This window comes from Brevundimonas albigilva (assembly GCF_023503965.1).
Lineage (GTDB): Bacteria > Pseudomonadota > Alphaproteobacteria > Caulobacterales > Caulobacteraceae > Brevundimonas > Brevundimonas albigilva.
Genome location: NZ_CP097298.1, coordinates 2377605 through 2402349 on the forward strand (window position 1 = coordinate 2377605; position 24745 = coordinate 2402349).

The following is a 24745-nucleotide window of genomic DNA, read 5'->3' on the forward strand; positions in this document are numbered from 1 at the left end:
CCGCCGCCGCCGGGCGGGTCATCGCCAGGCCGCCGACGCCCAGGGCTGCGATGCCGGCTGCGCGTCGGGTCAATCCTGTGGTCATGCCGCCGTCTCCCCTTGGTCGTCGGGGCGTCTGCCGGCCCCTTTTTCTGTTAGCGCTACCCATGACAGGTTGACATCATTGTCATAGGTGCATCAAGTTGCGCTGGTAAAAATCGACGTCGGTCAACGGCGCGCCGGGAGCGAAGCGTCCTTGTTTGCGGATTCCGCCGTTTCCGGCGCGCCTTGGCGCTGATCTTTTGCAACCCTGAGCAACTTCCGGTGCGGTCGGTGGGCCGCACCGGGTTTTTCCGCGGCAAATCACTCGCCTGACGACTGGACGGACCCGACATGACCCCGCGTTTCCTGAACCTCCGCCGCAGCGCCGCCTCGGTCCTGGCGCTGGGTTTCGCCCTGAGCGTCGGCGCCTGCGCGACCCCGGGGACCTTGCGTCCGACCCCGATCACCTATGTGAAGCCCGCCGACAGCCTCGTCACGGACGTCAGCCGCGCCCATCCGGACCTGTGGCCACATGCCGCATCCCCGACGGCCATGAGCGATGCGGCGACCGAGGCCTTCGTCACCGAACTGATGAGCAGGATGACGCTGGAGGAGAAGGTCGGCCAGACGATCCAGGCCGACATCGCCTCGATCACGCCGGAGGACCTGCTGACCTATCCGCTGGGCTCGATCCTGGCAGGCGGCAACTCCTCGCCGGGCGGGGACGAGCGCGCCTCGGCGCAGGCTTGGGTCGAACTGGCCCAGGCCTTCCGGGCCGCGGCGGCCCAGCGTGCGGGGGCGAAGATCCCGCTGATCTACGGCATCGACGCGGTCCACGGTCACAACAACATCGTCGGCGCGACGCTGTTTCCGCACAACATCGGCCTGGGGGCGGCGCGCGACCCGGACCTGATCCGCCGCATCGGCGAGGCGACCGCGCTGGAAGTGGCCGTCACCGGCGCCGACTGGACCTTCGGCCCGACGCTGGCCGTGCCGCAGGACGACCGCTGGGGCCGCGCCTACGAAGGCTATGCCGAGAACCCCGAAGTGGCCCGCAGCTACGCCGGGCCGATGACCCTGGGGCTGCAGGGCGAGTTGTCCGCCGATCATCCGCTGGCGTCCGGCCACATCGCCGGGTCGGCCAAGCACTTCCTGGCCGACGGCGGCACCACGGGCGGCAAGGACCAGGGCGACTTCGCCGGGACCGAGCGCGAACTGATCGACGTGCACCTGTCGGGCTATCCGCAGGCGATCGACGCGGGCGTGCTGTCGATCATGGCCAGCTTCTCCAGCTGGAACGGGGTCAAGCATTCGGGCAACGAGACCATCCTGACGGACGTGCTGCGCGGGCCGCTGGGCTTCGACGGCTTCGTGGTGTCGGACTGGAACGCCCACGGCCAGCTGCCGGGCTGTTCCAACGAGAGCTGCGCCCTGGCCTTCAACGCCGGCATCGACATGTTCATGGCGCCCGACAGCTGGAAGCCGCTCTACGAGAACACCCTGGCCCAGGCGCGTTCGGGCGAGATCCCGATGGCGCGTCTGGACGAGGCGGTGCGCCGCATCCTGCGGGTCAAGGTCAAGACCGGCCTGTTCCAGGACGCCCGGCCGGTCGAGGGGCGTCTGGAGGAGCTGGGCTCGCCGGCGCACCGGGCCCTGGCGCGCGAGGCGGTGCGCAAGTCGCTGGTGCTGCTGAAGAACGAGGGGGTGCTGCCGATCCGGTCGAACGCGCGGGTGCTGGTGGCCGGAACGGCCGCCGACGACATCGGCCAGGCCTCGGGCGGCTGGACGCTGACGTGGCAGGGGACGGGCAACAGCAACGCCGACTTCCCCAACGGCCAGTCGATCTGGAGCGGCGTCGAGGAGGCGGTGAGGGCCGGCGGCGGCGCGGCGACGCTGAGCGCCGACGGCGCCTACAGCCAGAAGCCCGACGTCGCCATCGTCGTGTTCGGCGAGACGCCCTATGCCGAGTTCCAGGGCGACGTGGACACGCTGGACTTCCTGCCGAGCGAACCGCTGGAGACGCTGAGGCGGCTGAAGGCGGCGGGGATCCCCACCGTCTCGGTCTTCCTGTCGGGCCGACCGATGTGGACCAATCCGGAGATCAACGCCTCGGACGCCTTCGTCGCCGCCTGGCTGCCGGGCACCGAGGGCGGCGGCGTCGCCGATGTCCTGATCGGCGATGCGGCGGGCAAGGCGCGCCACGACTTCCACGGCAAGCTGTCGTTCAGCTGGCCCAAGGACGCCAGGGGCGAACCGCTGAACGTAGGCCAGCCGGGCTACGACCCCCAGTTCGCCTATGGCTATGGGCTGAGCTACGCCCGGCCGGGACGGGTCGGGACGTTGTCGGAGGAGAGCGGGGTCACCGGCGAGGTCGGCAGCATCGACCGCTATTTCGTCGATGGTCGTTTCGTCGCGCCCTGGTCGCTGATGCTGCGCGACGCGGGCGGGGAGTTCCGCCTGGGCGCGGAAAGCAGCGGCGCCAGCCCGCGCGCCGGGGTGACGGTGCGGTCCACCGACGGCGCCGGCCAGGAATCGGCCCGCGCCCTGACATTCGGCGCCGCCGGCGGCCATGCGCTGATCGTCGCCAGGCCCGTCGATCTGACCCGGCAGGCCAACGGCGAAATGGCCCTGACCTTCCGCTACCGCGTCGACGCCAGGCCCGACGCGGCGGTGATGTTGACGCTGGGTTCGGGCCAGGTCGATGTCAGCGCCATCTTCCAGGCGGCGCCGCTGGGCGAATGGCGCACCCTGAAGACGCCGCTGTCCTGCCTGAAGGACGCAGGAGCCGATCTGGCCGCCGTGGATCAGCCCTGGGGCCTGCGTTCGGCCGGCGCCTTCGGCGTCACGGTCGAGGATATCCGCCTCGGTTCGGACGAGGGCGACGCCGTCTGCCCCGCCGCCTGATCGTCGACGCCACAGGAGCCTCCGATGAAGACGACCCCGAGCACCGGTTTCAATCTGACGCGCCGCAGCGTCCTGGCGTCCTCGGCGGCGCTGGCGCTGGCGCCGTCGGCGGTCGCCCACGCCGCCCCCGCCGCCGGGTTCGTCACGCGGGACGGAATCGCATTGAAACTGGACGGCAAGCCCTACCGGTTCGTCGGGGCGAACGCCTGGTATCTGGCCTGGCTGGGCGCCGACGCCGACTATGGGGACCAAGGTCGGCTGAGCCGCGAGCTGGACGCCCTGGCCGCGGACGGCGTGACCAATCTGCGGGTCGGCGCCTCGGCGGAGCTGTCGCCGCTGAAGAACTCGGTCCGCCCCGCCTTCCGCGATCAGACGGCGACCTACAACGAAACCCTGCTGGTCGGCCTGGACCGGACTCTGGTCGAGATGGCGAGCCGCCGGATGAAGGCGGTCCTTTACCTGACCAACTTCTGGGAGTGGTCGGGCGGGATGATGACCTATCTCTCGTGGGTCAACGGCGGCCGCTACATCAACATGAACGACCCGGCGCATCCCTGGCCGGAGTTCGCCGACTTCAACGCCGACTTCTATCGCAGCGAAGAAGCGGTGGCGCTCTATCACGACTATGTCCGGGCCGTGGTCGGCCGCACCAATACGATCAGCGGCGTCCGCTACGCCGACGATCCGACGATCATGGCCTGGCAACTGGCCAACGAGCCGCGCGCGGGCGGCGGCCCCGAGGTCGCCCTGGGCAATCTCCCGGCCTTCTACGCCTGGATCAACGGCACGGCGCGACTGATCAAGTCGATCGCGCCCCGGCAACTGGTCTCGACCGGCGGCGAGGGGCTGAAAGGCTCGTCCGAGCGGGCCGAGGTGGTGATCGAAAGCTGCCGCTCGCCGGACATCGACTATCTGACGGCCCATATCTGGCCGGGCAACTGGGGCTGGCTGGACCGCGAGGACATGGCCGGAACCGACGCGCGCGCGCGGGCCCTGGCGATCGACTATGTGAGCCGGCACATCGGTTTCGCCCGACAGCTGGGCAAGCCGCTGGTGATCGAGGAGTTTGGCTATCCGCGCGACGGCGACCTGTACGATCCGTCCGTGCCGACGACCCTGCGGGACGGCTTCTACGCCGACATCCATGCAGCGGTTCTGGCCGACGCCCGCGCCGGAGGCCCTCTTGTCGGCTCCAACTTCTGGGCCTGGAACGGCGAAGGCCGCACGCGCAACCCGGACTTCCGCTTCCACGACGGCGACAGCGCCTGGCTGGGCGATCCGCCGCACGAGCCCCAAGGCTGGTACGGCGTCTTCGACACGGATCTGTCGACGCGGACCCTGATACGCAAACAGGCCAGGGCCCTGTCCGAGCTCTAGGCTCGCGCCCTTCCGTCGGGTCGACGATCCGAGTCTGGGGACCGCCCGGCCTGAGCCGATCGGTCGGCGGGTCCGATGGCGCTGCTGGGCCCAGGCCGGGGCGAACTAGGCTCGCGCCTCGCGCCTCAGGTCCGGCGGCGTCGCTTCCTCGGTCAGGATGCGGATGGCCTCTTCCACCGTGACAATGGTCTGGGCCTGGCTGCCCAGGCGGCGGATGGCGACCTTGCCTTCCTCGGCCTCCTTGCGGCCGACGACGGCGATGGCCGGGACCTTGGCGACCGAGTGCTCGCGGATCTTGTAGTTGATCTTCTCGTTGCGCAGGTCGGTCTCGACGCGCAGGCCGGCCGCGCGGAACCTGGCCGCCACCTCCTCGGCGTAGCCGTCGGCGTCCGAGGTGATGGTCGCCACCACCGCCTGCGTCGGCGCCAGCCACAGCGGGAAGGCCCCGGCGTAGTTTTCGATCATGATGCCGATGAACCGCTCGAACGATCCCAGGATCGCCCGGTGCAGCATCACGGGGCGATGCTTCTGCCCGTCCTCGGCGATGTAGGTCGCGTCGAGGCGTTCCGGCAGCACATAGTCCAACTGGATCGTGCCGCAGGTCCATTCGCGGCCGATGGCGTCCTTGACGATGAAGTCCAGCTTGGGCGCATAGAAGGCGCCGTCGCCGGGCGTGACGACGGGCTCGGAGCCGGCGGCGCGGGCGGCCTCCAGCATCTGGGCCTCGGCCTTATCCCAGAACTCGTCCGTGCCGGCGCGCGTCTCGGGCCGGGTGCCCAGGCTGATGTAGGCCGTCTCCATGCCCAGGTCGGCGTGGACGCTGCGGCACAGCTTGATGAACTCGGCCGTCTCTTCGACGATCTGGTCCTCGCGGCAGAAGATGTGGGCGTCGTCCTGGGTGAAGCCGCGCACGCGCATCAGGCCGTGCAGCGACCCCGACGGCTCATAGCGGTGGCAGGCGCCGAACTCGGCCATGCGCAGCGGCAGTTCGCGATAGGACCGCTGGCCCTGGTCGAAGATCTGGACGTGGCCGGGGCAGTTCATCGGCTTGAGGGAAAGGGTCTCGCCCTCGACCGTCTCGCAGACGAACATGTTGGGGCGGTACTTCTCCCAGTGGCCCGAGGCCTCCCAGAACTTGCGGTCCAGCACCTGGGGCGTCTTGACCTCGACATAGCCGGCCCTGGCCAGGCGGCGGCGCATATAGTCCTCCAGCACGCGCCACAGCACCCAGCCCTTGGGGTGCCAGAAGACCATGCCGCGGCCCTCTTCCTGCATGTGGAAGAGTTCCATCTGGCGGCCCAGCTTGCGGTGGTCGCGCTTCTCGGCCTCCTCGATGCGCGTCAGATAGGCGTCCAGGTCCTCCTTGGTCGCCCAGGCGGTGCCATAGATGCGCTGCAGCTGGGCGCGGCTGGAATCGCCGCGCCAATAGGCGCCGGCCAGCTTGGTTAGCTTGAAGGCCTTGCCGACGAACCTGGTGGTCGGGAAGTGCGGCCCCCGGCACAGGTCGGCCCAGTCGCCCTGCTTGTAGACGGTGATCGTCTCGCTTTCGGGCAGGTCGCGGATCAGCTCGGCCTTGTAGCTCTCGCCCGCAGCCTCGAAATGGGCGATGGCCTCGTCGCGGTCCCAGACCTGGCGTTCCAGCCGGGCGCCGCGATCGACGATCTCGGCCATCTTTTTCTCGATCTTGGGGAAGTCGTCGGTCGAGAAGGGCTCGTCGCGGGCGAAGTCGTAATAGAAGCCGTCCTCGATGGCCGGGCCGATCGTGACCTGGGTGCCGGGAAACAGCTCCTGCACCGCCTCGGCCAGCACGTGGGCGGCGTCGTGGCGGATCGTCTCCAGCGCCTCGGGGTCGTCGCGCATCAGCAGGCGGAAGTCGCCGTCGCCGTCGATGACGCGGTCCAGGTCGCGCTGCTGACCGTTCCAGACCACCAGGGCCGCCTTCTTGGCCAGGGAGGGAGAGATGGCGGCCGCCACGTCGCGGCCCGTGGAGCCTTCCGGATACTGACGCACGGCGCCGTCGGGGAATTTCAGTTCGATCATGATTTCGTCTTTGCGGGCGGGGCCGGGACGGGATCGTATCCCGACCCGCCGAAGGGGTGGCATTTACAGAGGCGGCGCACGGTGAGCCATCCCCCCTGACCGGCCCGTGCCGGATCAGGGCGTCGCGCCCATAGTCCGAGCAGGTCGGCAGGAAACGGCACTGCTGGCCGATCAGGGGGGACAGCGTCAGCTTGTAGCCCCGATGGGCCGCGCGCACGCCGCGTTCGTAGAGAGACATTCGTCCCTTCGCCGGGGGCCGTTGAGGTTCGTCGCGCTTATCCCCAATCCGAACGCGGGGATCAACCGGAACGGGCCTCAGGCCGCGCCGGCGAGGCGAGTTCGCGCGGTCTGCGCCGCCTCGACGGCCTCCAGGGCGGCCTCCAGGGCGACCAGGGTCGAGGCGTGGCGGGCCGGGTAGTCGGCGACCTGTTTCAACACACGCAGATCCTCGAACCGGCCGGTCGGACCCTCTCCGCCCGATTTCAGCATGACGATCATCGCGTCGCGCGCCTGACGAAGCTCGTCGGCCGTGGCGCCCAGGACGTGCTGGCCCAGCACGCCCGCCGCCGCCTGGCCAAGGGCGCAGGCTTTCACGTCCTGGGCGAAGTCGGCGATGCGCCCGTCGTCGTCCAGCACCACGTCCGCCGTCGCACGCGATCCGCACAGCTTGGCGGTCCGCTCTCCGGTGCCCTGCGGCGCCGCCAACCGCCCCGTGTGCGGCAGGTTCGCCGCCAGCATCAGGATGCGCGCGCTGTAGAGATCGTCGATCATGGGCGGAAGATAGGGGGCGGGCGCCTGAGGGAAAGCCGTGCCGCACAGACCTTCCCCCGCTTGCGGGGGAAGTGTCAGCTCGTCGAGCGAAGCGAGACGGCTGACGATGGGGGAAGTTTACTCATCTTCAACAACACTTCCCTCTCCGACCCTGGTTCGGCTGCGCCGAACGACGGGCCACCTCTCCCGCAAGCAGGAGAGGGTCTCAGGAACCCAGCTCCAACGACCCGTCCGGCCGCACCTCCAGCCGTAGATCGCCATAGTCCGCCAGCGTCGGATGCGTCGTCTCCAGCGGGTGGGTCCAGGCGGCGGTGACGATCCGGACGTCGCAGCCGGCCGCCTCGCCCGCCGCGATTCCGGCCTCGGCGTCCTCGAACACCAGGCAGTCGGCGGCCGCGACGCCCAGGCGTTCGGCGGCCAGGCGATAGCCGGCCGGGTCCGGCTTGCCCCGCGCCACATCCTCGGCGGTGATCAGGACGGCGGGCGGCTCGACCCCGGCGGCCCGCATCCGCGCCGTGGCCAGCGGCACGGTGGCGGAGGTGACGACGGCCCAGCGATCGGGCGGCAGGCGGCGCACGAAGTCGATGGCGCCGGCGATGGGCGCGACCCCCTCCAGATCCTCGATCTCGCCGCGCTCGACCCAGGCGGCCTCGGCCTCCACGTCTATTCCCGGCAGGTTCTGGCGACGGATGGTGTCGGCGGCGCGCACGCCGTGGATGGTGGGCACGAAGGCGGCCGCGTCCAGGCCGTGGCGCGCCGCCCAGCGGGTCCAGACGCGCTCGGCCGCGACGGTGGAGGTGATCAGGGTGCCGTCCATGTCGAACAGGAAGGCGGCGTAGGAGGGGAGGGCATGGCCCTATCCAGCACGGGGCCGGCAAGGGGGCAACCGCAGCCGACGCCCGCGCGGGACGTCAGCCGCCCTGCAGCGAGCTCCAGGTGCGGGCGGTCTCGGCGGTGCGGGCGGGCGATGCGGCGCGCTCGCTCAGCCACTGAAGATTCTTCTCGGCCAGTTCGGGCGGCAGTTCGCGGCGCAGGATCTGTTCGGCCTCGCCCATCTTGCCCTGCAGGCCCAGGACCATGGCCAGGTTCTGACGCACCTTGGGCGAGGCGCCGGCCTGGGCGGCGGCCCGGCGCAGCAGGGTCTCGGCGCCGGCCGCGTCGCCCTGCGTCATGGCGGCCATGGCGGCGTTGGTCAGGACATCGGGATTGTCGGGCGACAGGGTCAGGGCCTGGTTCCACGCGGCGCGGGCGTCGTCGAAGCGGCGCACCTGCTCATAGGCCACGCCCAGCACCGACCAGGCGCGCCAGTCGCGCGGCGCCTGGTCGCGCGCCTTCTCCAGCGGCGCGATGCCGTAGAAGGCCTGGCCGCGCGCCACATGGGCCCGGCCCAGCTCCAACAGGGCGTCGAGATTGTCGGGCTGGACGGTCAGGGTCGCCTCGGCGGCGGTCGCCGCCTGGTCGTAACGGCCCAGTTCGCGCAGCGCCTGGGCCAGCTTGACCCCCGCCACCGGGTCGGTCGGATCGTTCTCCTGCTCTCTGGCCCAGAAGACCGAGCGCGACAGGGCGTCCATCCGGTCGTAGGTGGCGCGCACCTCGGCCGAGGCGCGCACCGGCGCCGGCTGTCGGGCCTGGGCCGGGGCCGGGGCTTGGGCCTGGGCGGCCCCGGCGGCCAGGAACATCAGGGCGGCGGTTGCGACGGCGGCGGTCATGCGCGACATGGTCAGGTCCAGACGGTCCTCGGTAGGCGCTCAAGGTCGCCGGTTCGCGTCAACACCCGGTTAACCGTCGCGAGGTCCGCCATGTCCGCCCTTCATCCCCAACTGGTCGCCGCCGACGCGGGCCAGGGCGCCGTCCCGATCCGCTTCGCCGCTTCCGCCGAGGCTCTGGACCCGGCCGCGCGCCGCTGGGGAGAGACGAACGGTTTCGCCGGCAAGCCGGGCCAGCTTCTGGTCGTGCCGGACGCGCAGGGCGGGGTGGCCCAGGTCGTGGTCGGGACCGGGGGGGCGTTCGATCCGATGGTCGCGCGCGGTCTGTCGGCCCGGCTGCCCGGCGGCCGCTACCGGCTGGAGGCCGAGCCCGAGGCGGCGCGCCGCGCGGCCCTGGCCTTCCTTCTGGGGACCTACGTGTTCGACCGCTACAAGGCCCGGACCGACAGGACGCCGGTGCGGCTGGTCGCGCCCGAAGGGCTGGACCTGGCCGAGACGTCGCGCATCGCCGCCGCCTGCGCCCTGGCGCGCGAGATGGTCGACACCCCCGCCGCCGACATGGGGCCGCTGCAGATCGAGACCATCGCCCGCGAGATCGCCGAGGAGTCGGGCGCGACGATCGCGGTGACGACGGGCGACGCCCTGCTGGAGGCGAACTATCCGGCCGTTCACGCCGTGGGCCGCGCGGCCGCCCCGCACCGGGCGCCGCGACTGATCGAGATCGGCTGGAACCTGGACCGGACCGACCGCCCTCTGGTCGCCCTGGTCGGCAAGGGCGTGGTGTTCGACACCGGCGGCCTGGACCTGAAGCCGGCGGCCGGAATGCGCAACATGAAGAAGGACATGGGCGGTTCGGCCCACGCCCTGGCGCTGGGGCGGCTGGTCATGCAGGCCGATCTGCCGGTGCGCCTGGTGGTGATCGTGGCGGCGGTCGAGAACGCCGTTTCGGGCGACGCCTTCCGGCCGGGCGACATTCTGGGCACGCGCAAGGGCCTGACCGTCGAGGTCGGCAACACCGACGCCGAGGGACGCCTGATCCTGGCCGACGCCCTGACGCGCGCGGGCGAGCACGCGCCGGACCTGACGCTGGATTTCGCGACCCTGACGGGGGCCGCGCGGATCGCCCTGGGGCCGGAGCTGCCGCCGCTCTACACCGATGACGACGCCCTGGCCGAGGGCCTGTCGCAGGCCGGGAAGGCGGTGGGCGATCCGCTGTGGCGGATGCCGCTGTGGCCCGGCTACCGGCCGGCGCTTGAGGCCGAGATCGCCGACCTGCGCAACGACCCGGCCGGCTGGGCCCAGGCCGGATCCGTCACCGCCGCCCTGTTCCTGCAGAAGTTCGCGCCCGAGACCGGCGCCTGGGCGCACATGGACATCTTCGCCTGGAATCCGCGCGCCCGCCCGGGCTATCCGGAAGGCGGCGAGGCCCAGGCGCTTCGGGCCTGCTACGCCCTGCTGAAGGCGCGCTACGCCGGTTGAGGCCAGGCGAAGGCCGGCGTCGGCTCGACATCGTCGCGGCCGGGCCGGGGCGGGCGCGCCTTTCGCGGGCGTCGGGCGCGGGCCGTCGCGGCGGTCCCGATCCGGCGGGCGGCGTTCAGAACGGGGCGGATCACGGCGGCGGCCTGCCGGGCGACGGCGCGCCAGGCCGAGGCCGCCCTCAGCCCGACGATCAGGACCATCAGGTCGAGCACGACGGCGACGTCGAACATCATCGCCCAGGCGGTCAGTTCGGGCGCCGCCATCGAGAACAGGCGCAGCCCCTCCGCCTCGAACGCCAGCACCGCCGCCAGGCCCAGCAGGCCGACCAGGGCGACAGCCCCGATGTGACGGCGCGACAATCCGGCCAGCATTCGCGCCGGCGCGTCCACCAGCCAGCGCCTCAGCGCCCGTCCCGCAGCGCCCTGATCGACGACGGTCAGGCCGACCACGATCAGCAGGATGGACAGCAGCACGGTCGGGCTCCTCGGCGCGATGACAGGCGACCTTCGACATGGGCGGCCAGGGCCGGGAAGCAAGCGCCGAAGAGTCGTCAAGAACGCGGTTCGGTTGATTTTCCACGGAAAAGCGACGCCTGTTAACGGCCCATTCGCCTTGGGTCCCTAGGACTAGGGTCTCAATCGACGCGAGCCCACGTTTGACCGACGTCCTCGACCTGATCCCGCCCGGCGCGCTTCTGGCGCGTCCCGACCTCGCCGAACAGGCGCTGGAAGGGCTGGTGCGCGCCCAGGCCTATCGCGCGGTCGAACCCATGCATTGCCGCGTCGCCGTCGCCGACCTGTGGTCCGACGACGACGCCCGGATCGACCAGCTGCTGTTCGGTGAGGCCTTCGACGTGCTGGACCGCCGCGACGGGCGCGCCTGGGGCCGCGCGCGCCGCGACGGGGTGATCGGCTGGGTGGTGCTGGACAGCCTGGCCGCCGGCGCCCCGCTGCCCACGCGCCGGGTCGCCTCGGTCGACGCCGCCCTGCCGCTGAACGCCCTGGTGGCCGTGGACGCCGCCGGCGTGGCCGACGACGCGCTGGAACCCATCGGCGCCTTCGAGACCGACCCCGCCGCCGTGGCCGAGCGCCTGCTGGGCCGGCCGCACGCCCTGGGCGCCCGCTCGTCGATCGAGACCGATTGCGCGGGCCTGGTTCAGCAGGCGCTGCTGGCCTGCGGACGGCCGGGGCCGCGCCGGTCGCACGACCAGGCGGACCTGGGCCAAGCCGTGCAGGCCGCGAACGCCCGTCGCGGCGACATCGTGGTCTGGCTGGCGCCGCCGGGCGGCGCGCACGACTGGACCGGCCATTCGGCCCTGATGGTGGACGCGGAGCGCGTGATCCATTCCACCGGCGCGCGGGGCGGCGTGGTGATCGAGCCGCTGGCCGAGGTCGAGGCGCGGCTTGTCGCCGAAGGCTTCGCCCCCGCCCGTTTCCGCCGGGTCTGATTTCCCAGACATGAAAAAGGGCGGCTCGACGGAGCCGCCCTTCTCAATTCTTCCAGCCTGGTCCTGGCCGGATCAGTGGTTCGGCGGCGCCGCGCTGGTCGCGGCGGGCGGGGCCGCCGGGGTTTCCTGCGTCGTGGCCGGCGCGCCGACGGCCGGCGTCTCGCCGGTCGCCTCGGTGGCGGGCGCGCCTTCGGCGGCCGGGGCCTCGGCGCCCTCGGCGGGGGCGGCGGCGCCCGGTTGGCGCGCGGGGTCCGGCGCCGGGATGGCGAAGCCGCCGGAGCCTTGCGTCCGCAGCCAGGCGATCAGGTTGATGCGCGTCTGGGTGTCGCGGATGCCCGCGAACGACATCTTGGTGCCTGGGACGTAGCGGGCGGGGGCGGTGATGAATTCGTTGATCTGGTCGTAGCCCCAGGTCGGCGCCTCGGCCTTGTGCTTGGTCATGGCGTCCGAATAGGCGAAGCCCGGGCGGTGCTCGACCGGGCCGCCCACGACGCCCCACAGATTCGGACCGATCTTGTCGGCGCCGCCCTGGTGCGCGTCATGGCAGGCCTGGCAGCGCGCGAAGGCGGCCTCGCCGGCGGCCAGGTCGGCGGCGGGCAGGACCGTGCCCCAATCCGGCGGCAACTCGGCGGCCTCGCCGGCGGCCTCTTCCGGCGCATCGACGAAATAGCCCATCTTTTCAGGGGGCTCGGAGTGATAGACCGCCCCCGACACCTGCTGGACGACCAGGATGACGAAAGCCGTCCCCAGACCCGCGCCGAAAATCTTATTCCCACTTCAGATCGCCGCTCATGCGCGTGGTCGCATCCCTCTCCGGAATCCGGGCCCCTGGCGTACACCCCCGGACATAATCTTGCGTGGGCGTCTCTGGCACGGTAGCGCGGCCTTCGCAACCGGCCCGCACCTCTATGCGACAGGGAAGTCGATGAATCCTCTGATAATGATACCCGCTCGCATGGCGGCGACCCGCCTGCCGAACAAGCCGCTGGCCGACATCGGCGGGCTGCCGATGATCGTGCGCGCCTACCGCCAGGCCGAGGCCTCGGGCCTGCCGGTCGCGGTGGCGGCCGGCGACCCCGAGATCGTCGAGGCGATCGAGGCGATCGAGGGCCGCGCCATCCTGACCGACCCGAGCCTGCCCAGCGGCTCGGACCGCATCCGCGCGGCCGTCGACGCCATCGATCCGGAAGGCGACTTCGACGCCGTCATCAACGTCCAGGGCGACATGCCCTTCGCCGATCCGGGTCTGGCGACGGCCTGCGCGGCCATCCTGCACGGAGAGCCGGACTGCGACATCGCCACCCTGGTCGCGCCCGAACTGGACGCCTCGGACCGTGGCAACCCTGACGTGGTCAAGGCGGTGCTGGCCCTGGCCGAGGGCGAACGCCAGGGCCGCGCCCTCTATTTCACCCGCTCGACCCTGTACGGCGACGCGCCGATCTGGCGCCACATCGGCGTCTATGGCTATCGCCGCGCGGCGCTGAACCGCTTCTGCGCCGCGCCGCCCTCGCCCCTGGAGCGCCGCGAGAAGCTGGAGCAGCTGCGCGCGCTGGAGATGGGGATGCAGATCTGGGCCCGCGTGATCGACGCGGCCCCGCTGTCGGTGGACAATCCCGCCGACCTGGAGGCGGCGCGGGCGATGGCGTGAAGAATTCTCCCTCCCCTTCATGGGGAGGGACGGCGAGGCAAAGCCGAGCCCGGGTGGGGAAGTGTGAAGCGCGCTTCGCCCGTTCGAGCCCCACCCGGCTTCGCCTTCGGCTCAGCCACCCTCCCCATGAAGGGGAGGGAGAGTCGTTCACCCCTCCGCCCAGGCCTGGATCAGGCTGTGGGCGATGGCGAAGGGGAGGGGGCGTGGATCGTCGGATGGGCGCCCGCCAGGACCGCGCGGGCCTCGGCGCGGGTCAGCCAGGCGACGGCCTCCAGCTCGGTCTGGTCGGGGCGGGCCTGGTCGTCCGACACCCGGGCGATCAGGCCGATCATCAGCTGGGACGGAAAGGGCCACGGCTGGCTGGAGTGGTAGCGGACGTCGACGACCGTCAGGCCGGCCTCTTCCTCCACCTCGCGGGCGCAGGCCTCCTCGATCGACTCGCCGGGTTCCAGGAAGCCGGCCAGGGCCGACATCCGTCCCTGGGGCCAGGCGGCCTGGCGGCCCAGCAGGCAGCGCGGCTCGTCGCCGCCCTCGAACACCGGCAGCATGATGACGACCGGATCGACGCGGGGGAAATGCTCGGTTGCGCAGGCCGGGCAGCGGCGCTTCCAGCCGCCGGCGGCGGTGTTCGTCATCGTGCCGCAGGCGGCGCAGAAGCCGTGGCGGCGACGCCAGTCGAACAGGCTCTTGGCCGCGCCCGCCATCGCCGCGTCGGCCGCGGGCAGCAGGGCGGCGGCGGCCCTCATCTCGTGAAAGGCGCCCAGGCCCCGCACCGGACCCTCGGCCGGGTCGAGGGAGCCCTCGAACTCCACCGCGAACACCGGGGCCTGCTTCCACAGGCCCAGGAACAGGTCGCGGTCTCGCACCATGTCGCGCGCGTGCTCCAGCGACACCCAGGCCAGGCGCGGTCCCTCGGGCGTCTCCTCGACCAGCGGCCGGCCTTCCCACAGGATCATGGCCTGCGCCTCGGGGTTCGCCTCCTGGGCTTCAAGCCATTCGGGATCGTTGCGAAGGTCCCCGGCGCGGTCCAGGGGATTGCCGGCGAAGGTGTTGCGGATGGCCATGGGCGACTTCTAGCGCTTGATTCCCAAGCCCGCACCCGCCATATCCCGTCTCGGAGATCGTGCGGGCGAAGGCTTCGCCAACCTGGTCAGGGCCGGAAGGCAGCAGCCACAACGAATTCCCCTTCGGGTCGTGCGGTCTCCACCCTTCCCCTCATCGTCATCGCGGCGGCTGCGCCGGAAACTCCAGCCGGGTGACGTCGTAGCCCAGGGCGCGGGCGCGTTCGGTCAGGGCGCGGACCTGCGCGTCGGTCGGGACCTCGCGGGTGTAGATGAACAGCCGATCGAAAGTCGGATCGGCCGAGATGAACCAGCTGTAGTCGTCGGCCCGGTCCAGGATCCAGTAGTCCCACGTCACCAAGCCGGCCAGATACCGGACGCGCAGCTTGGCGTTCACGCCCGGGTCCAGGATTTCGCCGCGGCCGCCGATGGCCTTTTCCCGACCCGACGGCGTGCCGACCTGGCAGGTGTCGCGCACGTCGATGCGGGTGTCGCTGACGGGGGTGTAGATCGAGGCGCCGGCCACGCAGCCGTCGGTCAGCCGGTCGGGCAGGCGGGCGACCTCGTGGCAGCGGCCAGACCACAGGCGCGATATCTCGACCGGCTTGGCCGGCTGCGGCGGCGCGCGGTATTCCGAAGGGGAGGGGGCGGTGACGCAACCGCACAGCATTGCGGCGGCCGTCGCGGCGACGAAAATCCTGGCGGTCATGCGGTCTGTTCCGATCCTGGGATGACGCCCTGATACGTCGCAATGCGCGAACTGGACCAAGGCCCCCTTGAGACGGCGGAAAGGTGCGCCATATTGCCGCCATACGGGGCGCCGCCTCCGCAATTCGGGAGGCGTGATGCCGGTCATCGAAATCGAAGGCCTGACCAAGACCTACAAGTCGGGCCTGCAGGCGCTCAAGCGCGTCGACCTGAGCATCGCCAAGGGCGAGATCTTCGCCCTCTTGGGGCCCAACGGGGCGGGCAAGACCACCCTGATCTCGATCGTCTGCGGCATCGTCACGCCCACCACCGGCACGGTAACGGCCGACGGCCACGACATCCAGAGCGATTTCCGGGCCGCGCGCACCAAGATCGGCCTGGTGCCCCAGGAACTGACCACCGACGCCTTCGAGACGGTGCTGGCCACCGTCACCTTCAGCCGGGGCCTGTTCGGCAAGGCGCCGAACCCGGCCTTCATAGAGGGGGTGCTGAAGGACCTGTCGCTGTGGGACAAGCGCGACGCCAAGATCATGACTCTGTCGGGCGGGATGAAGCGCCGGGTGATGATCGCCAAGGCCCTGAGCCACGAGCCGGACATCCTGTTCCTGAACGAACCGACGGCGGGCGTGGACGTGGAACTGCGCCGCGACATGTGGGCGATGGTGCGTAAGCTTCGCGAGCGCGGCGTCACCATCATCCTGACCACCCACTATATCGAGGAGGCCGAGGAGATGGCCGACCGGGTGGGCGTGATCCTGAAGGGCGAACTGATCCTGGTCGAGGAGAAGACCGCCCTGATGAAGAAGCTGGGCAAGAAGACCCTGACCCTGAACCTGGTCGAGCCGCTGGACGCCGTGCCGGCCGACCTGTCCGACTGGGACCTGACGCTGAAGAACGAGGGCGGGGAGCTGGAATACAGCTTCGACGCCAACGCCGAGGACACCGGCGTGCCCGCCCTGATCCGTCGCCTTGAGGCGCTGAACATCGGCTTCAAGGACCTGAACACCCGCCAGAGCTCGCTGGAAGACATCTTCGTCAGCCTGGTTCACCGCAACGGAGCCGCCGCATGACCTTCAACGGATACGGCGTGTGGGCCATCTATCGCTTCGAGATGGCGCGGGCGCTGCGCACCATCTGGCAGAGCATCGTCACCCCGGTCATCACCACGGCGCTCTATTTCGTGGTCTTCGGCGGCGCCATCGGCAGCCGGATGCAGGAGGTCGGCGGCGTGCCCTACGGCGCCTTCATCGTGCCGGGCCTGATCATGCTCAGCCTGTTCACCCAGTCGATCTTCAACGCCAGCTTCGGCATCTACTTCCCCAAGTTCACCGGGACGATCTACGAGATCCTGTCCGCGCCGGTGTCGTCGCTGGAGATCGTTCTGGCCTACGTCGGGGCGGCGGCGACCAAGTCGGCGGTGCTGGGCCTGATCATCCTGGGCACGGCGGCCTTCTTCGTGCCGCTGCAGATCCTGCATCCAATATGGATGATGACCTTCCTGATCCTGATCTCGGTGACGTTCAGCCTGTTCGGCTTCATCATCGGGGTGTGGGCCGACGGCTTCGAGCAGCTGCAGATGATCCCGATGCTGATCGTCACGCCCCTGACCTTCCTGGGCGGCGCCTTCTATTCGATCGACATGCTGCCCGAGGGGTGGCGCACGGTGACGCTGTTCAATCCGGTGGTCTATCTGATCTCGGGCTTCCGCTGGGCCTTCTATGGCCAGGGCGACGTGGCGATCGGGATCAGCGTGGCGGCGACCCTGGCCTTCTTCGCCGTCTGCCTGGCCATCGTCATGTGGATGTTCAAGACGGGCTATCGCCTGAAAAACTGACCGTCACGAAACCGGCCAGATCGCGAGCCATTTCCCCCTGATGTCCGACGACAAGACGACCCCGACCCCCGCGCCCGGCGCCGCCCCGGCGAATGCGCCGACCGACCGCGAGGCGCCCTTCGCCCGCAAGGCCATCACCTGGGGGCGCATGCCCCAGACGACCTTCCACGTCGGGCCTGTGCCGGTCGCGCCCGATCCCCTGGCGCGGATCAAGGTTCCGCCCCGTCCGCAAGGCCAAGGACAGGCTCAGGGGCAGGCTCAGGGCCAGGCCCACGCCCGGCCGTCTCCGCGTCCGGCCCCCTCGGCGCCCAGCATCCTTTCGGGCTCGCTGATCCCCCAGGCGCGTCCGCAGCCGACGCCTCGCCTTGCGGATGCGGAAAGATCGAACGCGGGTCCCGCCCCCGCAGGCCCCCCGGCGGCCTCTCAGGCCGCCGCGCCTCAGGCCGATCTCACCGTCCGCCCCTTGCCGGGCGCCGAGGCCGAACGTCCCGCGCCCCAGGCTCAGGCCCAGGCCCAGTCCCAGGCCGCGCCACAGGCTGCGGCCGCGCCTCGCCCGCTTCCGCGCCCCGCGCAAGCGGCGACCGAGGCGGCGCCGGCGTCGGTCGTCGCAGCCTCTCCCCGTCCGGTCCCGGCCCGGGCCGCGACGCGCAAGGCCTCGCGCCTGCCGCTCTACGTCGGCGCCGGGGTCGCGGCGGTCCTGATGATCGGCGGCGGCCTGTGGTTCGCGCTGCGGCCCGACGCCGCCGCGCCGGTCTCGCCCGCCCCCGCCGTCGCCCCGTCCGACGCCGCTCCATCCGACGCCGCCCCGGTCGCTCAGGATCCGATCCCGCCGGCCCAGAGTGCGCCGCTGGCGGCGGCCCCGGGTCCCGCCGGGACCTCGGCGCCGGTCCAGGCGGCCTCTCGACCGGTCGAGGAGGCCGCCCCCCGCCGCGCCTCGACCCCCGTCGCTTCCCCGAACCCGGGGTCGTCCGCGCCGGTCGACGCCGCGCCGACCCCGGCCCAGGCCCCGCCGCCCCAGATCGAGACGGCGCCGCTTGTCGTGGTGACGCCGCCGGCGCCCGCGCCGACCGTCGCCCGGCCGAGCCAGACCGATCCGAACGCCCCGGTCGTCACCCGCCCTCAACCGCTGGACTGAGACCGCCGGTCGCGGGAACCGACGACGCCGGACCGCGCTTCCCTGTCAGGCGGCGCCGCGTGGCGGCGCTTCTCCCCGAGGAAGAGGTTTCGAGATGACCGATCAATACGCCGACGGCGCCGCATCGCAGGCGCAGGGCAAGGCGCAAAAGGGTCTGGGCAAGCTGGTCGGCGACCAGAAGCTCCAGGTCGAAGGCGCTTACAACGACGCCAAGGGCAAGTCGCTGGAGCAGTTCGGCAAGGCCATGGACGCCGTCGACCGCCTGGTCGAAAAGGCGCCGGCCGACTATCGCCCCAAGGCGCGCGAGGTGGCCGCCGCCGCCCGCAAGAAGCCCCTGCTGACGACCCTGTCGGTCGCGGGCGTGGGCCTGCTGCTGGCCGGCCTGGCCTCGCGCGGAATGCGTCGCCGCTGATCCGCGCGACGGTCGTCCCGCCCCGGCGGGGCGGGCGCCACCGCCTAGGTTCGCGCCGTGAAGGCGGTCATCGCCGCCAGGGCGGCTTCCATCGTCGCCTCCACCGTCGTCATCCGCTCGGCCTGGTCGCCCAGGGCGGCGATCACCGGCGCGGGCTCCGGCGGGAAACCCAGCACGTCGCCCACGAAGTCGCCGAACTTTGACGGATGCGCGGTCGACAGCGCCACGACCGGCCCCTTGCTCCGGTCCTGGCGGCGGGCCGCGGCCAGGGCGACGGCCGTGTGCGGGCAGACCACCCGCCCCCATTCCGCGTGGGCGCGCGCGATCTCGGCCCGGGTCTCGGTCTCGTCGATGGAGACGGCCGAGACCGCCGCGCGAAGCGCCGCCAGCAGATCGGGCTCGAACGCCACGGCCCCGTCCCGGGCGAAGGTCTCGAACACCGACCGGGTGCGCGCGGCGTCGCGGCCGGCCGCCTCGAACACCAGCCCGTTCGAAGTTGGACGGGGCCTGGACGTCCATCGACACGCTGGCGCTCTCCACCGCCGGGCGGCGCGAATAGAGGCCGTCGTTGACGGCGCGGGCCAGGGCGTCGTTCTGGTTCACGGCGGCGACGAAGCCGTGGGCCGCCAGCCCCATCCGGGTCGCCGCCATGCCGGCGAAGGCGTCGCCGAAATTGCCCGTCGGCACCACGAAGGTCGCCGGCCCGCCCAGTTGCGCCGTGGCCGAGACATAATAGGCAATCTGGCCGGCCAGCCGCGCCCAGTTGATCGAATTGACCGACGACAACCGCCCGCGCTCGCGCAGGGCCTCCTGGGCCAGCAGACCCTTCACCAGGCGCTGGCAGTCGTCGAAGTCGCCGCGCACGGCCAGGTTCAGCACATTGTCGGCCTGGACCGTGGTCATCTGCCGGCGTTGGATAGGCGAGACGCGGCCCAGCGGATGCAGCACCACCAGGTCCACCGACCGGGCCCCGGCGAAGGCCCGCACCGCCGCCGCCCCCGTGTCGCCCGAGGTCGCCGTCAGGATCGTCAGCCGCTCGCCGGAGGCGGCCAGGGCCTCGTCCGTCAGCGCCGCGACCAGCTGCATGGCCAGGTCCTTGAACGCCGCCGTCGGCCCGTGAAACAGCTCCAGCACGAAAAGGCCGGGCTCCAGTTCCACCAGGGGCGTCACCGCTGGGTGGTCGAACCCGGCCGTCAGCCGGTCCAGCGCGCGATCCAGCGCGCCGGCGGGCAGGGCGTCCCCGATGAACGGGGACACGGCCTCCAGCGCCAGGGTCTTGTAGTCGGTGGTGCGCATCGCCTGCGGCGACAGGGCGGGCCAGGCGCACGGCATATACAGCCCGCCGTCGGGCGCGATGCCGCGCAGCAGGGCGTCGGAGAAGTCGGTCTCGGGGGCCTGGCCCCGGGTCGAGACATAGCGGGCGCTGGAGGTGCTCATGCGGGGTTCGTAGCCATGACGGCGCCGGCCGTCATCCCGTTTCTGGATGATTTTTTCATGATCCCCGCCCAAGGGCGCCGCCGGGCGCACGGATGTTGCGGCGTCGGGTTGCGACCTCGACGGCTCTGGCGATCCGATCGGGGACGGTCCATGTCAGAGACATGAGACGTCGTGACCTTCTGATCCGCCTGGGCCTGGTCGGAGCCGCCGCCGGCGGGGCCTGGTGGTTCCGCGACTATGTGCTGTGGCGCGAGCCGGAGATCGTCCTGCCCGGCGCGGGCGACACCGGCTGGCTGCCCTACGCCGAGCCGCGCGCCACGACCCCGACCGTGGCCGCGACGGTGAACGGGACGCCCGTCCGCGCCCTGATCGATTCGGGCGCGCAGTATTCGGTCATCGACCGGTCGCTGTTCCAGACGCTGGGCCTGACCGACGTGTTCCGCCTGCCGATGGTGGCCTATGGCGTCGGCGGCGACGCCCAGGTCGGGCGCGGCGTGACGCTGGACGTCGCTGTCGGCGGACTGAGGCTGGAGGGGCTGCGCGCGGCGATCCTGGGCCTGGGGCCGCTGGCGGGGCCGCAGGGCCTGGCCGCGCCGCTGATCCTGGGTCAGGACGTGCTGCGCCACCTGGTGCTGGATCTGGACGCGCCGGAGCGGCGGCTTCGGTTCTCGGCGCGCGACGGCTGGACCCCGCCGGCCGAGGTGCGGCCCATCGCCGTCACCCGCAACGGCCGCGCCCTGCAGGCCGCGATCACGGTGGAGGGGGCGGAGGTGCAGGCGGTGGTCGACACCGGCGCCTCGGCGGTCCTGGCCGTCACGCGCGAGACCGCCCGCGCCGTCGGCCTGCTGGACGGCCGCGACAGCCGCCCCGGCCAGAGCATCGTCCTGGGCGGCGTGGTCCGCGCCGACACGGTGGTGGCGCGGACCCTGACCATCGGCGACGATCTGCACCGCGACGCCGAGGTGGCGATCTACGACGACGTCGCCGTGCCCGGCTTTCCCAAGGCCCTGATCGGCATGGAGGCCTTCGCCGGACGCCGCCTGGCCCTGGACCTGGGCGGACCCCGCCTGTTCGCCTCGCGCGCCCTGGACATCACCGTGGGCGGGCCGGAAGGGCGCTGAGCGGCCCCCTCGCGCGAGATGATCAGGGCCGTGGCGATGCAGGCGCCGAACAGAAAACCCTCGGCCGCGCTCGTCGCCAGACGGCTGGCCAGGCCGAAGCCGTTCTCGCCTAGCCAGCCGCCGATCCGGTCTAGTCGCAGGGTGGAGGCGGGAAACTGCATCGCCAGCTCCGCCAGGCTGCCGCCCATCAGCCGGCCGCCGAGCGCGGTGATCAGCACGCCCGCGAGCGCCGTCAGGACGCCCGAGCCCGCGATCCGCAGCGTCCGCGACCGGCCGCGGCGCACGATCAGGAGGGTCGAAAGGCCGATGGCCGCGCCGAGCAGGGCGCCTTCGGGCGCGCCGGTGACGCCCTGGGGCGCACGGCCGAATAGCAGGTCGAAGGCGTCCAGCCCCACCAGCTCCACCACCGCGCCGATCAGCAAGCCGCCCGCCGCGCCGCCCAGCACCGTCAGCAAACCGCGATGACCGGGCAGCAGGGCTGCGGAGGCCACCCCGAAACAGACCGCGCTGCCGCCCAGGGCGCCGATCACCATCGTCAGCACGGCCATGACGATCAGCGCCGATACGCCGCCGCCTCCGGGCGCCGCGGTGACACCGTAGAATAACCCGCCGATAAGCCCCGCGAGCGCCCCTCCGATCAGGCCGGAGCGGCCGGTTCGCGTGACATCCTCGAGCGCCCAGCGCCGCAGCGGAGGCGGAACGCTGCCGGCCTCGGTCTCCCGAACGACCGGCGCGATGAAACGGTAGCCGTGCTTGGGTACGGTCTCGATGAAACGGGGACGCGCCGCGTCGTCGCCCAGCCGGCGGCGCAGGGTGGTGACGCACTGGGTCAGGGCTTCGTCGGTGACGGGCACGCCGCGCCAGACGTCCTCCAGAAAGCGATCCTTCGACACCAGCCGATCCTTCTCGCGCACCAGCAGGATCAGGGCGTCCAGATAGCGGGCGTTCAATTCCACAGGGGTTCCGTCCCGCGACAGGCGACGACCATCGGGGTCGAGCGTGAAATTCTCGAAGCGGAAGACCTCGCGCGACACTTTTCAGCGGTTCCTCAGGATTTGCTCATGCCGCTCAGCGGCGATCGGGCCATGCCGAAGCTCCCTCATGGATGGAGAGAAGGCAATGGAGAAGACCCTGAAACCCGGCGCGCTGCGCATGGCGGCGTGGGGCGGCGCGGCCCTGCTGTGGCTGGCGCCGCTCGTGGCGATGCAGTTCACGAATGAAGTGCGATGGAGCGTGTTCGACTTCGCCGTCTTCGGGGCCATGCTGGCGATCGCCGCGTCCCTGTTTGATCTGGCCACGCGGATGGGCGGCGATCTGGCGCGTCAGGCGGCCTTCGCCCTGACCATCGGCACGGGCTTTTTGATGACCTGGGCCAATCTGGCGGTGGGCTTGGTGGGCGGCGAGGACGATCCGGTCAACCTGATGTTCTGGACGCCGCTGGTCGTGGCCTTTATCGGCGGTGTCCTGGTTCAGTTCAGGCCGAAGCCGTTCAGCCTGGTGCTCGTCGTCACGGCGGCGGCGCAGATGGCGCCGGCGATTATTGCGGCGGTGATGGGCTGGGGCCTGGCGCTGGGACCGGCCGCCTTCTTCAGCCTGATGTGGCTGGGCGCGGCGGCGCTGTTCCGGATGGCCCCCGTCACGCCCCGCTGAAGGTGTCGCAGGCGGCGGGGTCGCCGGACTGGTAGCCGCGCTGCAGCCATTCGACCCGCTGGGCCGAGGAGCCGTGGGTGAAGCTTTCGGGCGAGACCCGGCGGCCGGCGCCGCTCTGCAGGGCGTCGTCGCCGATCGCCTGGGCGGTCTTCATGCCGGCCTCGAAGTCGCCGGGCTCCAGCGCCACCGCGCCGTTCGACGCGGCCGAGGCGTTGGCGGCCCAGACCCCGGCGTAGCAGTCGGCCTGCAGCTCCAGCGCCACCGAATACTGGTTGGCCTCGGCCTCGCCCCGCGCGCGCTGCTGGGCCTGGCGCACCTGGTCGGACGTGCCGGTCAGGGTCTGGACGTGGTGGCCGAACTCATGGGCGATGACATAGGCCTTGGCGAAGTCGGCGTCGGATCCGCCCAGCCGGTCCAGCTCCTGCCAGAAGCCCAGGTCCAGATAGACCGTCCGGTCCGTCGGGCAATAGAACGGGCCCATCGCCGCCTGGCCGTAGCCGCAGCCGGTCGGGGTGCCCTGTTCGTAGATGACGACCTTGGGCTGCTGATAGCCGCGCAGTTTCTGGGTCCAGACGTCGTTGATGTTGGTTCCGATCACATCGACGAAGCGGCCGGCCTGGTCCTCTGGCGTGCCGACCTGGCCCTGCTGCTCCTGCGAGCCGACGCCGCCCAGCGAACTGGCCAGCTGGGTGGTGGTCGACGGGTCGATGCCGAAAACCAGATAGCCGATGATGGCCAGGACGCCGACGCCGATCCCGCCTCCGGCGATGGCCCCGCCGCCCAGCCCGCGGCGATCCTCGATCCCGCCGCCGCCGGTTCTTCCGCCTTGCCACCGCATGTCCGCGCCTCCGTTTCACGCCAAGCTAGGCCGGAACGCGGAGGGAAGGGAAGGGATGCGTCAGTTCGGGCGATCCAGCCAGGCGTCGATCTGGCCCACGCCCTGGGCGGTGCGGGCGCGCCGTTCGGCGGCCCCTTCGCGCAGGGTCCGCTCCTGCTCGGCGGAATACAGCGGGCGCGCGGCGGCGGCCGGCGGGGCGGCGATCTGGCGCGCGGCCTCGATCCGCTGGCGTTCGATGCGGCTCTCCAGCGCCTGCTGGCGGGCCAGGGCCGCATTGGCCTGGGCCTGGTTGCGCAGCCGCTCGGTCTCGTAGCGATGCTGGTCCGCGATGGCCGCCGGCGCCCCGCCCGGATAGGCGGCGTAGGGCGGCTGGCTCTGACGCCAGGTCTGGGCCGCGGCCGGAGCGGCGGCGCAGACGATCAGGCCGGTCAGGATCAGGGCGGTCTTCATGAACCGCATATGGGCGCGACGCCCTTTTCCGCCAAGCGGGGCCGCAACCGCCGCCCGGCCCGCGGGTTCATCAGCCCTCACCCCCGAAACGATGGAGCAGATCCCATGGCCCAGTCCCTGTCCGGAAAGACCGTCGCCGTTCTGGCGACAGATGGCGTCGAACTTGTCGAACTCACCCAGCCGGTCAAGGCGCTCAAGGACGCCGGCGCCGTGGTGGAGATCGTCTCGCTGAAGGCCGGCGACTTCCAGGGCTTCAACCACCTGACCCCGGGCGACAAGGTCACGGCCGACAAGGCGGTGGCCGGGGTCGACGCCTCGGCCTATTCGGCGCTGATGCTGCCGGGCGGCGTGGCCAATCCCGACCAGCTGCGGGCGAACGAGGATGCGGTGAAGTTCGTGCGCGCCTTCTTCGACGCCGGCAAGCCGGTCGCCGCCATCTGTCATGCGCCCTGGCTGCTGATCGAGGCCGGCGTGGTCGAGGGGCGCACCTTGACGGGCTATCCCAGCATCCGCACCGACCTGCGCAACGCCGGCGCGACCGTGGTGGACGAGGAAGTGGTCGTCGACGACGGCCTGGTCACCAGCCGCAATCCCGACGACATCCCCGCCTTCAACGCCAAGATGGTCGAGGAATTCGCCGAGGGCCGTCATCGCGGCCAGGCCGAAAAGACCGACCAGGCCCGTCCCGCGACGCACTGACGTCATG

The 24745-nt window shown here is 71.4% G+C and carries 23 protein-coding genes, 1 other RNA gene and 3 pseudogenes; 13 read left to right on the forward strand and 14 right to left on the reverse strand.

All coding sequences use genetic code 11. The features are described from left to right. The first annotated feature begins 372 nt into the window (after positions 1 to 372). Together MU852_RS12535 and MU852_RS12540 are read left to right on the forward strand one after the other, a co-directional pair. The gene (locus tag MU852_RS12535; RefSeq protein WP_249749836.1) at positions 373 to 2925 is read left to right on the forward strand and encodes a glycoside hydrolase family 3 protein; all 2553 of its coding nucleotides are present in this window, start codon (positions 373 to 375) and stop codon (positions 2923 to 2925) included. Positions 2926 to 2949: 24 nt separating this feature from the next. Then, positions 2950 to 4302 carry a glycoside hydrolase 5 family protein gene (locus MU852_RS12540; RefSeq protein WP_249749837.1) on the forward strand — a complete coding sequence of 451 codons (1353 nt, stop codon included), beginning with the start codon at positions 2950 to 2952 and terminating at the stop codon, positions 4300 to 4302. 105 nt (positions 4303 to 4407) lie between these two features. Here the strand turns inward: MU852_RS12540 and thrS are convergent, their stop codons facing one another. The 5 genes and pseudogenes from thrS to MU852_RS12565 all read right to left on the reverse strand — a co-directional run bounded on the left by thrS (position 4408) and on the right by MU852_RS12565 (position 8831). After that, positions 4408 to 6342 carry a threonine--tRNA ligase gene (thrS, locus tag MU852_RS12545; protein ID WP_249749838.1) on the reverse strand — a complete coding sequence of 645 codons (1935 nt, stop codon included), beginning with the start codon at positions 6340 to 6342 and terminating at the stop codon, positions 4408 to 4410. Further along, a pseudogene (gene yidD / locus MU852_RS12550) lies at positions 6339 to 6580 on the reverse strand (membrane protein insertion efficiency factor YidD). Before yidD ends, thrS begins: the two are co-directional and overlap by 4 nt. Before the next feature lie 77 nt (positions 6581 to 6657). Then, the gene (locus MU852_RS12555; protein ID WP_249749839.1) at positions 6658 to 7113 is read right to left on the reverse strand and encodes an iron-sulfur cluster assembly scaffold protein; all 456 of its coding nucleotides are present in this window, start codon (positions 7111 to 7113) and stop codon (positions 6658 to 6660) included. 205 nt (positions 7114 to 7318) lie between these two features. Next, positions 7319 to 7939, reverse strand: coding sequence for an HAD-IA family hydrolase (locus MU852_RS12560; protein WP_283843866.1), 621 nt, complete (start codon positions 7937 to 7939; stop codon positions 7319 to 7321). 85 nt (positions 7940 to 8024) lie between these two features. Beyond that, positions 8025 to 8831: a tetratricopeptide repeat protein gene (locus MU852_RS12565; RefSeq protein WP_249749841.1), complete on the reverse strand. Its 807-nt coding sequence runs from the start codon at positions 8829 to 8831 to the stop codon at positions 8025 to 8027. Between the two features lie 81 nt (positions 8832 to 8912). On the opposite strand from MU852_RS12565, the gene MU852_RS12570 reads away from it, so the two are divergent. Further along, entirely contained in the window at positions 8913 to 10298 is a 1386-nt protein-coding gene (locus MU852_RS12570) for a leucyl aminopeptidase family protein (protein WP_249749842.1), read from the forward strand. Here the strand turns inward: MU852_RS12570 and MU852_RS12575 are convergent. Further along, positions 10286 to 10771, reverse strand: coding sequence for a hypothetical protein (locus tag MU852_RS12575; protein ID WP_249749843.1), 486 nt, complete (start codon positions 10769 to 10771; stop codon positions 10286 to 10288). The two genes, MU852_RS12570 and MU852_RS12575, sit on opposite strands and share 13 nt — an antisense overlap. 182 nt (positions 10772 to 10953) lie before the next feature. On the opposite strand from MU852_RS12575, the gene MU852_RS12580 reads away from it, so the two are divergent. Beyond that, positions 10954 to 11745: a C40 family peptidase gene (locus tag MU852_RS12580; RefSeq protein WP_249749844.1), complete on the forward strand. Its 792-nt coding sequence runs from the start codon at positions 10954 to 10956 to the stop codon at positions 11743 to 11745. 72 nt (positions 11746 to 11817) lie between these two features. Here the strand turns inward: MU852_RS12580 and MU852_RS12585 are convergent, their stop codons facing one another. Next, entirely contained in the window at positions 11818 to 12420 is a 603-nt protein-coding gene (locus MU852_RS12585) for a c-type cytochrome (protein WP_249749845.1), read from the reverse strand. Between the two features lie 250 nt (positions 12421 to 12670). Here MU852_RS12585 and MU852_RS12590 point away from each other — a divergent pair, with 250 nt between their 5' ends. Next, positions 12671 to 13393: a 3-deoxy-manno-octulosonate cytidylyltransferase gene (locus MU852_RS12590; RefSeq protein ID WP_249749846.1), complete on the forward strand. Its 723-nt coding sequence runs from the start codon at positions 12671 to 12673 to the stop codon at positions 13391 to 13393. Between the two features lie 170 nt (positions 13394 to 13563). Here the strand turns inward: MU852_RS12590 and nudC are convergent, their stop codons facing one another. Continuing rightward, complete coding sequence (gene nudC, locus MU852_RS12595) at positions 13564 to 14457, reverse strand: NAD(+) diphosphatase (protein WP_430641144.1); 894 nt, start codon at positions 14455 to 14457, stop codon at positions 13564 to 13566. A gap of 50 nt (positions 14458 to 14507) precedes the next feature. On the opposite strand from nudC, the gene ffs reads away from it, so the two are divergent. Next, an RNA gene (ffs, locus tag MU852_RS12600) (signal recognition particle sRNA small type) lies at positions 14508 to 14603 on the forward strand. A gap of 11 nt (positions 14604 to 14614) precedes the next feature. On the opposite strand, the gene MU852_RS12605 is transcribed toward ffs, so the two are convergent. Further along, positions 14615 to 15163 carry a lipocalin family protein gene (locus MU852_RS12605; RefSeq protein ID WP_249749847.1) on the reverse strand — a complete coding sequence of 183 codons (549 nt, stop codon included), beginning with the start codon at positions 15161 to 15163 and terminating at the stop codon, positions 14615 to 14617. Between the two features lie 136 nt (positions 15164 to 15299). Between MU852_RS12605 and MU852_RS12610 the strand changes: the two genes are divergently transcribed. The 4 genes from MU852_RS12610 to MU852_RS12625 all read left to right on the forward strand — a co-directional run bounded on the left by MU852_RS12610 (position 15300) and on the right by MU852_RS12625 (position 18543). Beyond that, positions 15300 to 16232 (forward strand): ABC transporter ATP-binding protein, encoded by a 933-nt coding sequence (locus MU852_RS12610; protein WP_249749848.1) that lies wholly within the window; start codon positions 15300 to 15302, stop codon positions 16230 to 16232. Then, positions 16229 to 16996, forward strand: coding sequence for an ABC transporter permease (locus MU852_RS12615; RefSeq protein ID WP_249749849.1), 768 nt, complete (start codon positions 16229 to 16231; stop codon positions 16994 to 16996). Before MU852_RS12610 ends, MU852_RS12615 begins: the two co-directional genes overlap by 4 nt. 40 nt (positions 16997 to 17036) lie before the next feature. Further along, entirely contained in the window at positions 17037 to 18131 is a 1095-nt protein-coding gene (locus tag MU852_RS12620) for a hypothetical protein (protein ID WP_249749850.1), read from the forward strand. 94 nt (positions 18132 to 18225) lie between these two features. Then, positions 18226 to 18543: a CsbD family protein gene (locus MU852_RS12625; protein ID WP_249749851.1), complete on the forward strand. Its 318-nt coding sequence runs from the start codon at positions 18226 to 18228 to the stop codon at positions 18541 to 18543. A gap of 44 nt (positions 18544 to 18587) precedes the next feature. Here the strand turns inward: MU852_RS12625 and MU852_RS12630 are convergent, their stop codons facing one another. Both MU852_RS12630 and thrC read right to left on the reverse strand, forming a co-directional pair. After that, on the reverse strand, positions 18588 to 19025 hold the full coding sequence (locus MU852_RS12630) for a PALP domain-containing protein (protein WP_249749852.1): 438 nt from the start codon (positions 19023 to 19025) through the stop codon (positions 18588 to 18590). A gap of 61 nt (positions 19026 to 19086) precedes the next feature. Then, positions 19087 to 19980, reverse strand: a pseudogene (thrC, locus tag MU852_RS12635) (threonine synthase); the annotation flags it as partial. A 161-nt stretch (positions 19981 to 20141) separates the two neighbouring features. Between thrC and MU852_RS12640 the strand changes: the two are divergent. Beyond that, positions 20142 to 21101, forward strand: coding sequence for a retropepsin-like aspartic protease (locus MU852_RS12640; RefSeq protein ID WP_249749853.1), 960 nt, complete (start codon positions 20142 to 20144; stop codon positions 21099 to 21101). Between the two features lie 749 nt (positions 21102 to 21850). Here the strand turns inward: MU852_RS12640 and MU852_RS17485 are convergent. Beyond that, positions 21851 to 22135, reverse strand: a pseudogene (locus MU852_RS17485) (winged helix-turn-helix domain-containing protein); the annotation flags it as partial. An 85-nt stretch (positions 22136 to 22220) separates the two neighbouring features. On the opposite strand from MU852_RS17485, the gene MU852_RS12650 reads away from it, so the two are divergent. After that, on the forward strand, positions 22221 to 22751 hold the full coding sequence (locus tag MU852_RS12650; protein WP_249749854.1) for a hypothetical protein: 531 nt from the start codon (positions 22221 to 22223) through the stop codon (positions 22749 to 22751). Here the strand turns inward: MU852_RS12650 and ypfJ are convergent. Both ypfJ and MU852_RS12660 read right to left on the reverse strand, forming a co-directional pair. Next, positions 22738 to 23589, reverse strand: coding sequence for a KPN_02809 family neutral zinc metallopeptidase (ypfJ, locus tag MU852_RS12655; protein WP_249749855.1), 852 nt, complete (start codon positions 23587 to 23589; stop codon positions 22738 to 22740). The genes MU852_RS12650 and ypfJ overlap by 14 nt on opposite strands. A gap of 60 nt (positions 23590 to 23649) precedes the next feature. Further along, complete coding sequence (locus MU852_RS12660) at positions 23650 to 24039, reverse strand: hypothetical protein (RefSeq protein WP_249749856.1); 390 nt, start codon at positions 24037 to 24039, stop codon at positions 23650 to 23652. A 105-nt stretch (positions 24040 to 24144) separates the two neighbouring features. Here MU852_RS12660 and MU852_RS12665 point away from each other — a divergent pair, with 105 nt between their 5' ends. Then, positions 24145 to 24738, forward strand: a complete 594-nt coding sequence (locus MU852_RS12665) for a type 1 glutamine amidotransferase domain-containing protein (RefSeq protein WP_249749857.1) — start codon at positions 24145 to 24147, stop codon at positions 24736 to 24738. The last annotated feature ends 7 nt before the right edge of the window (positions 24739 to 24745 follow it).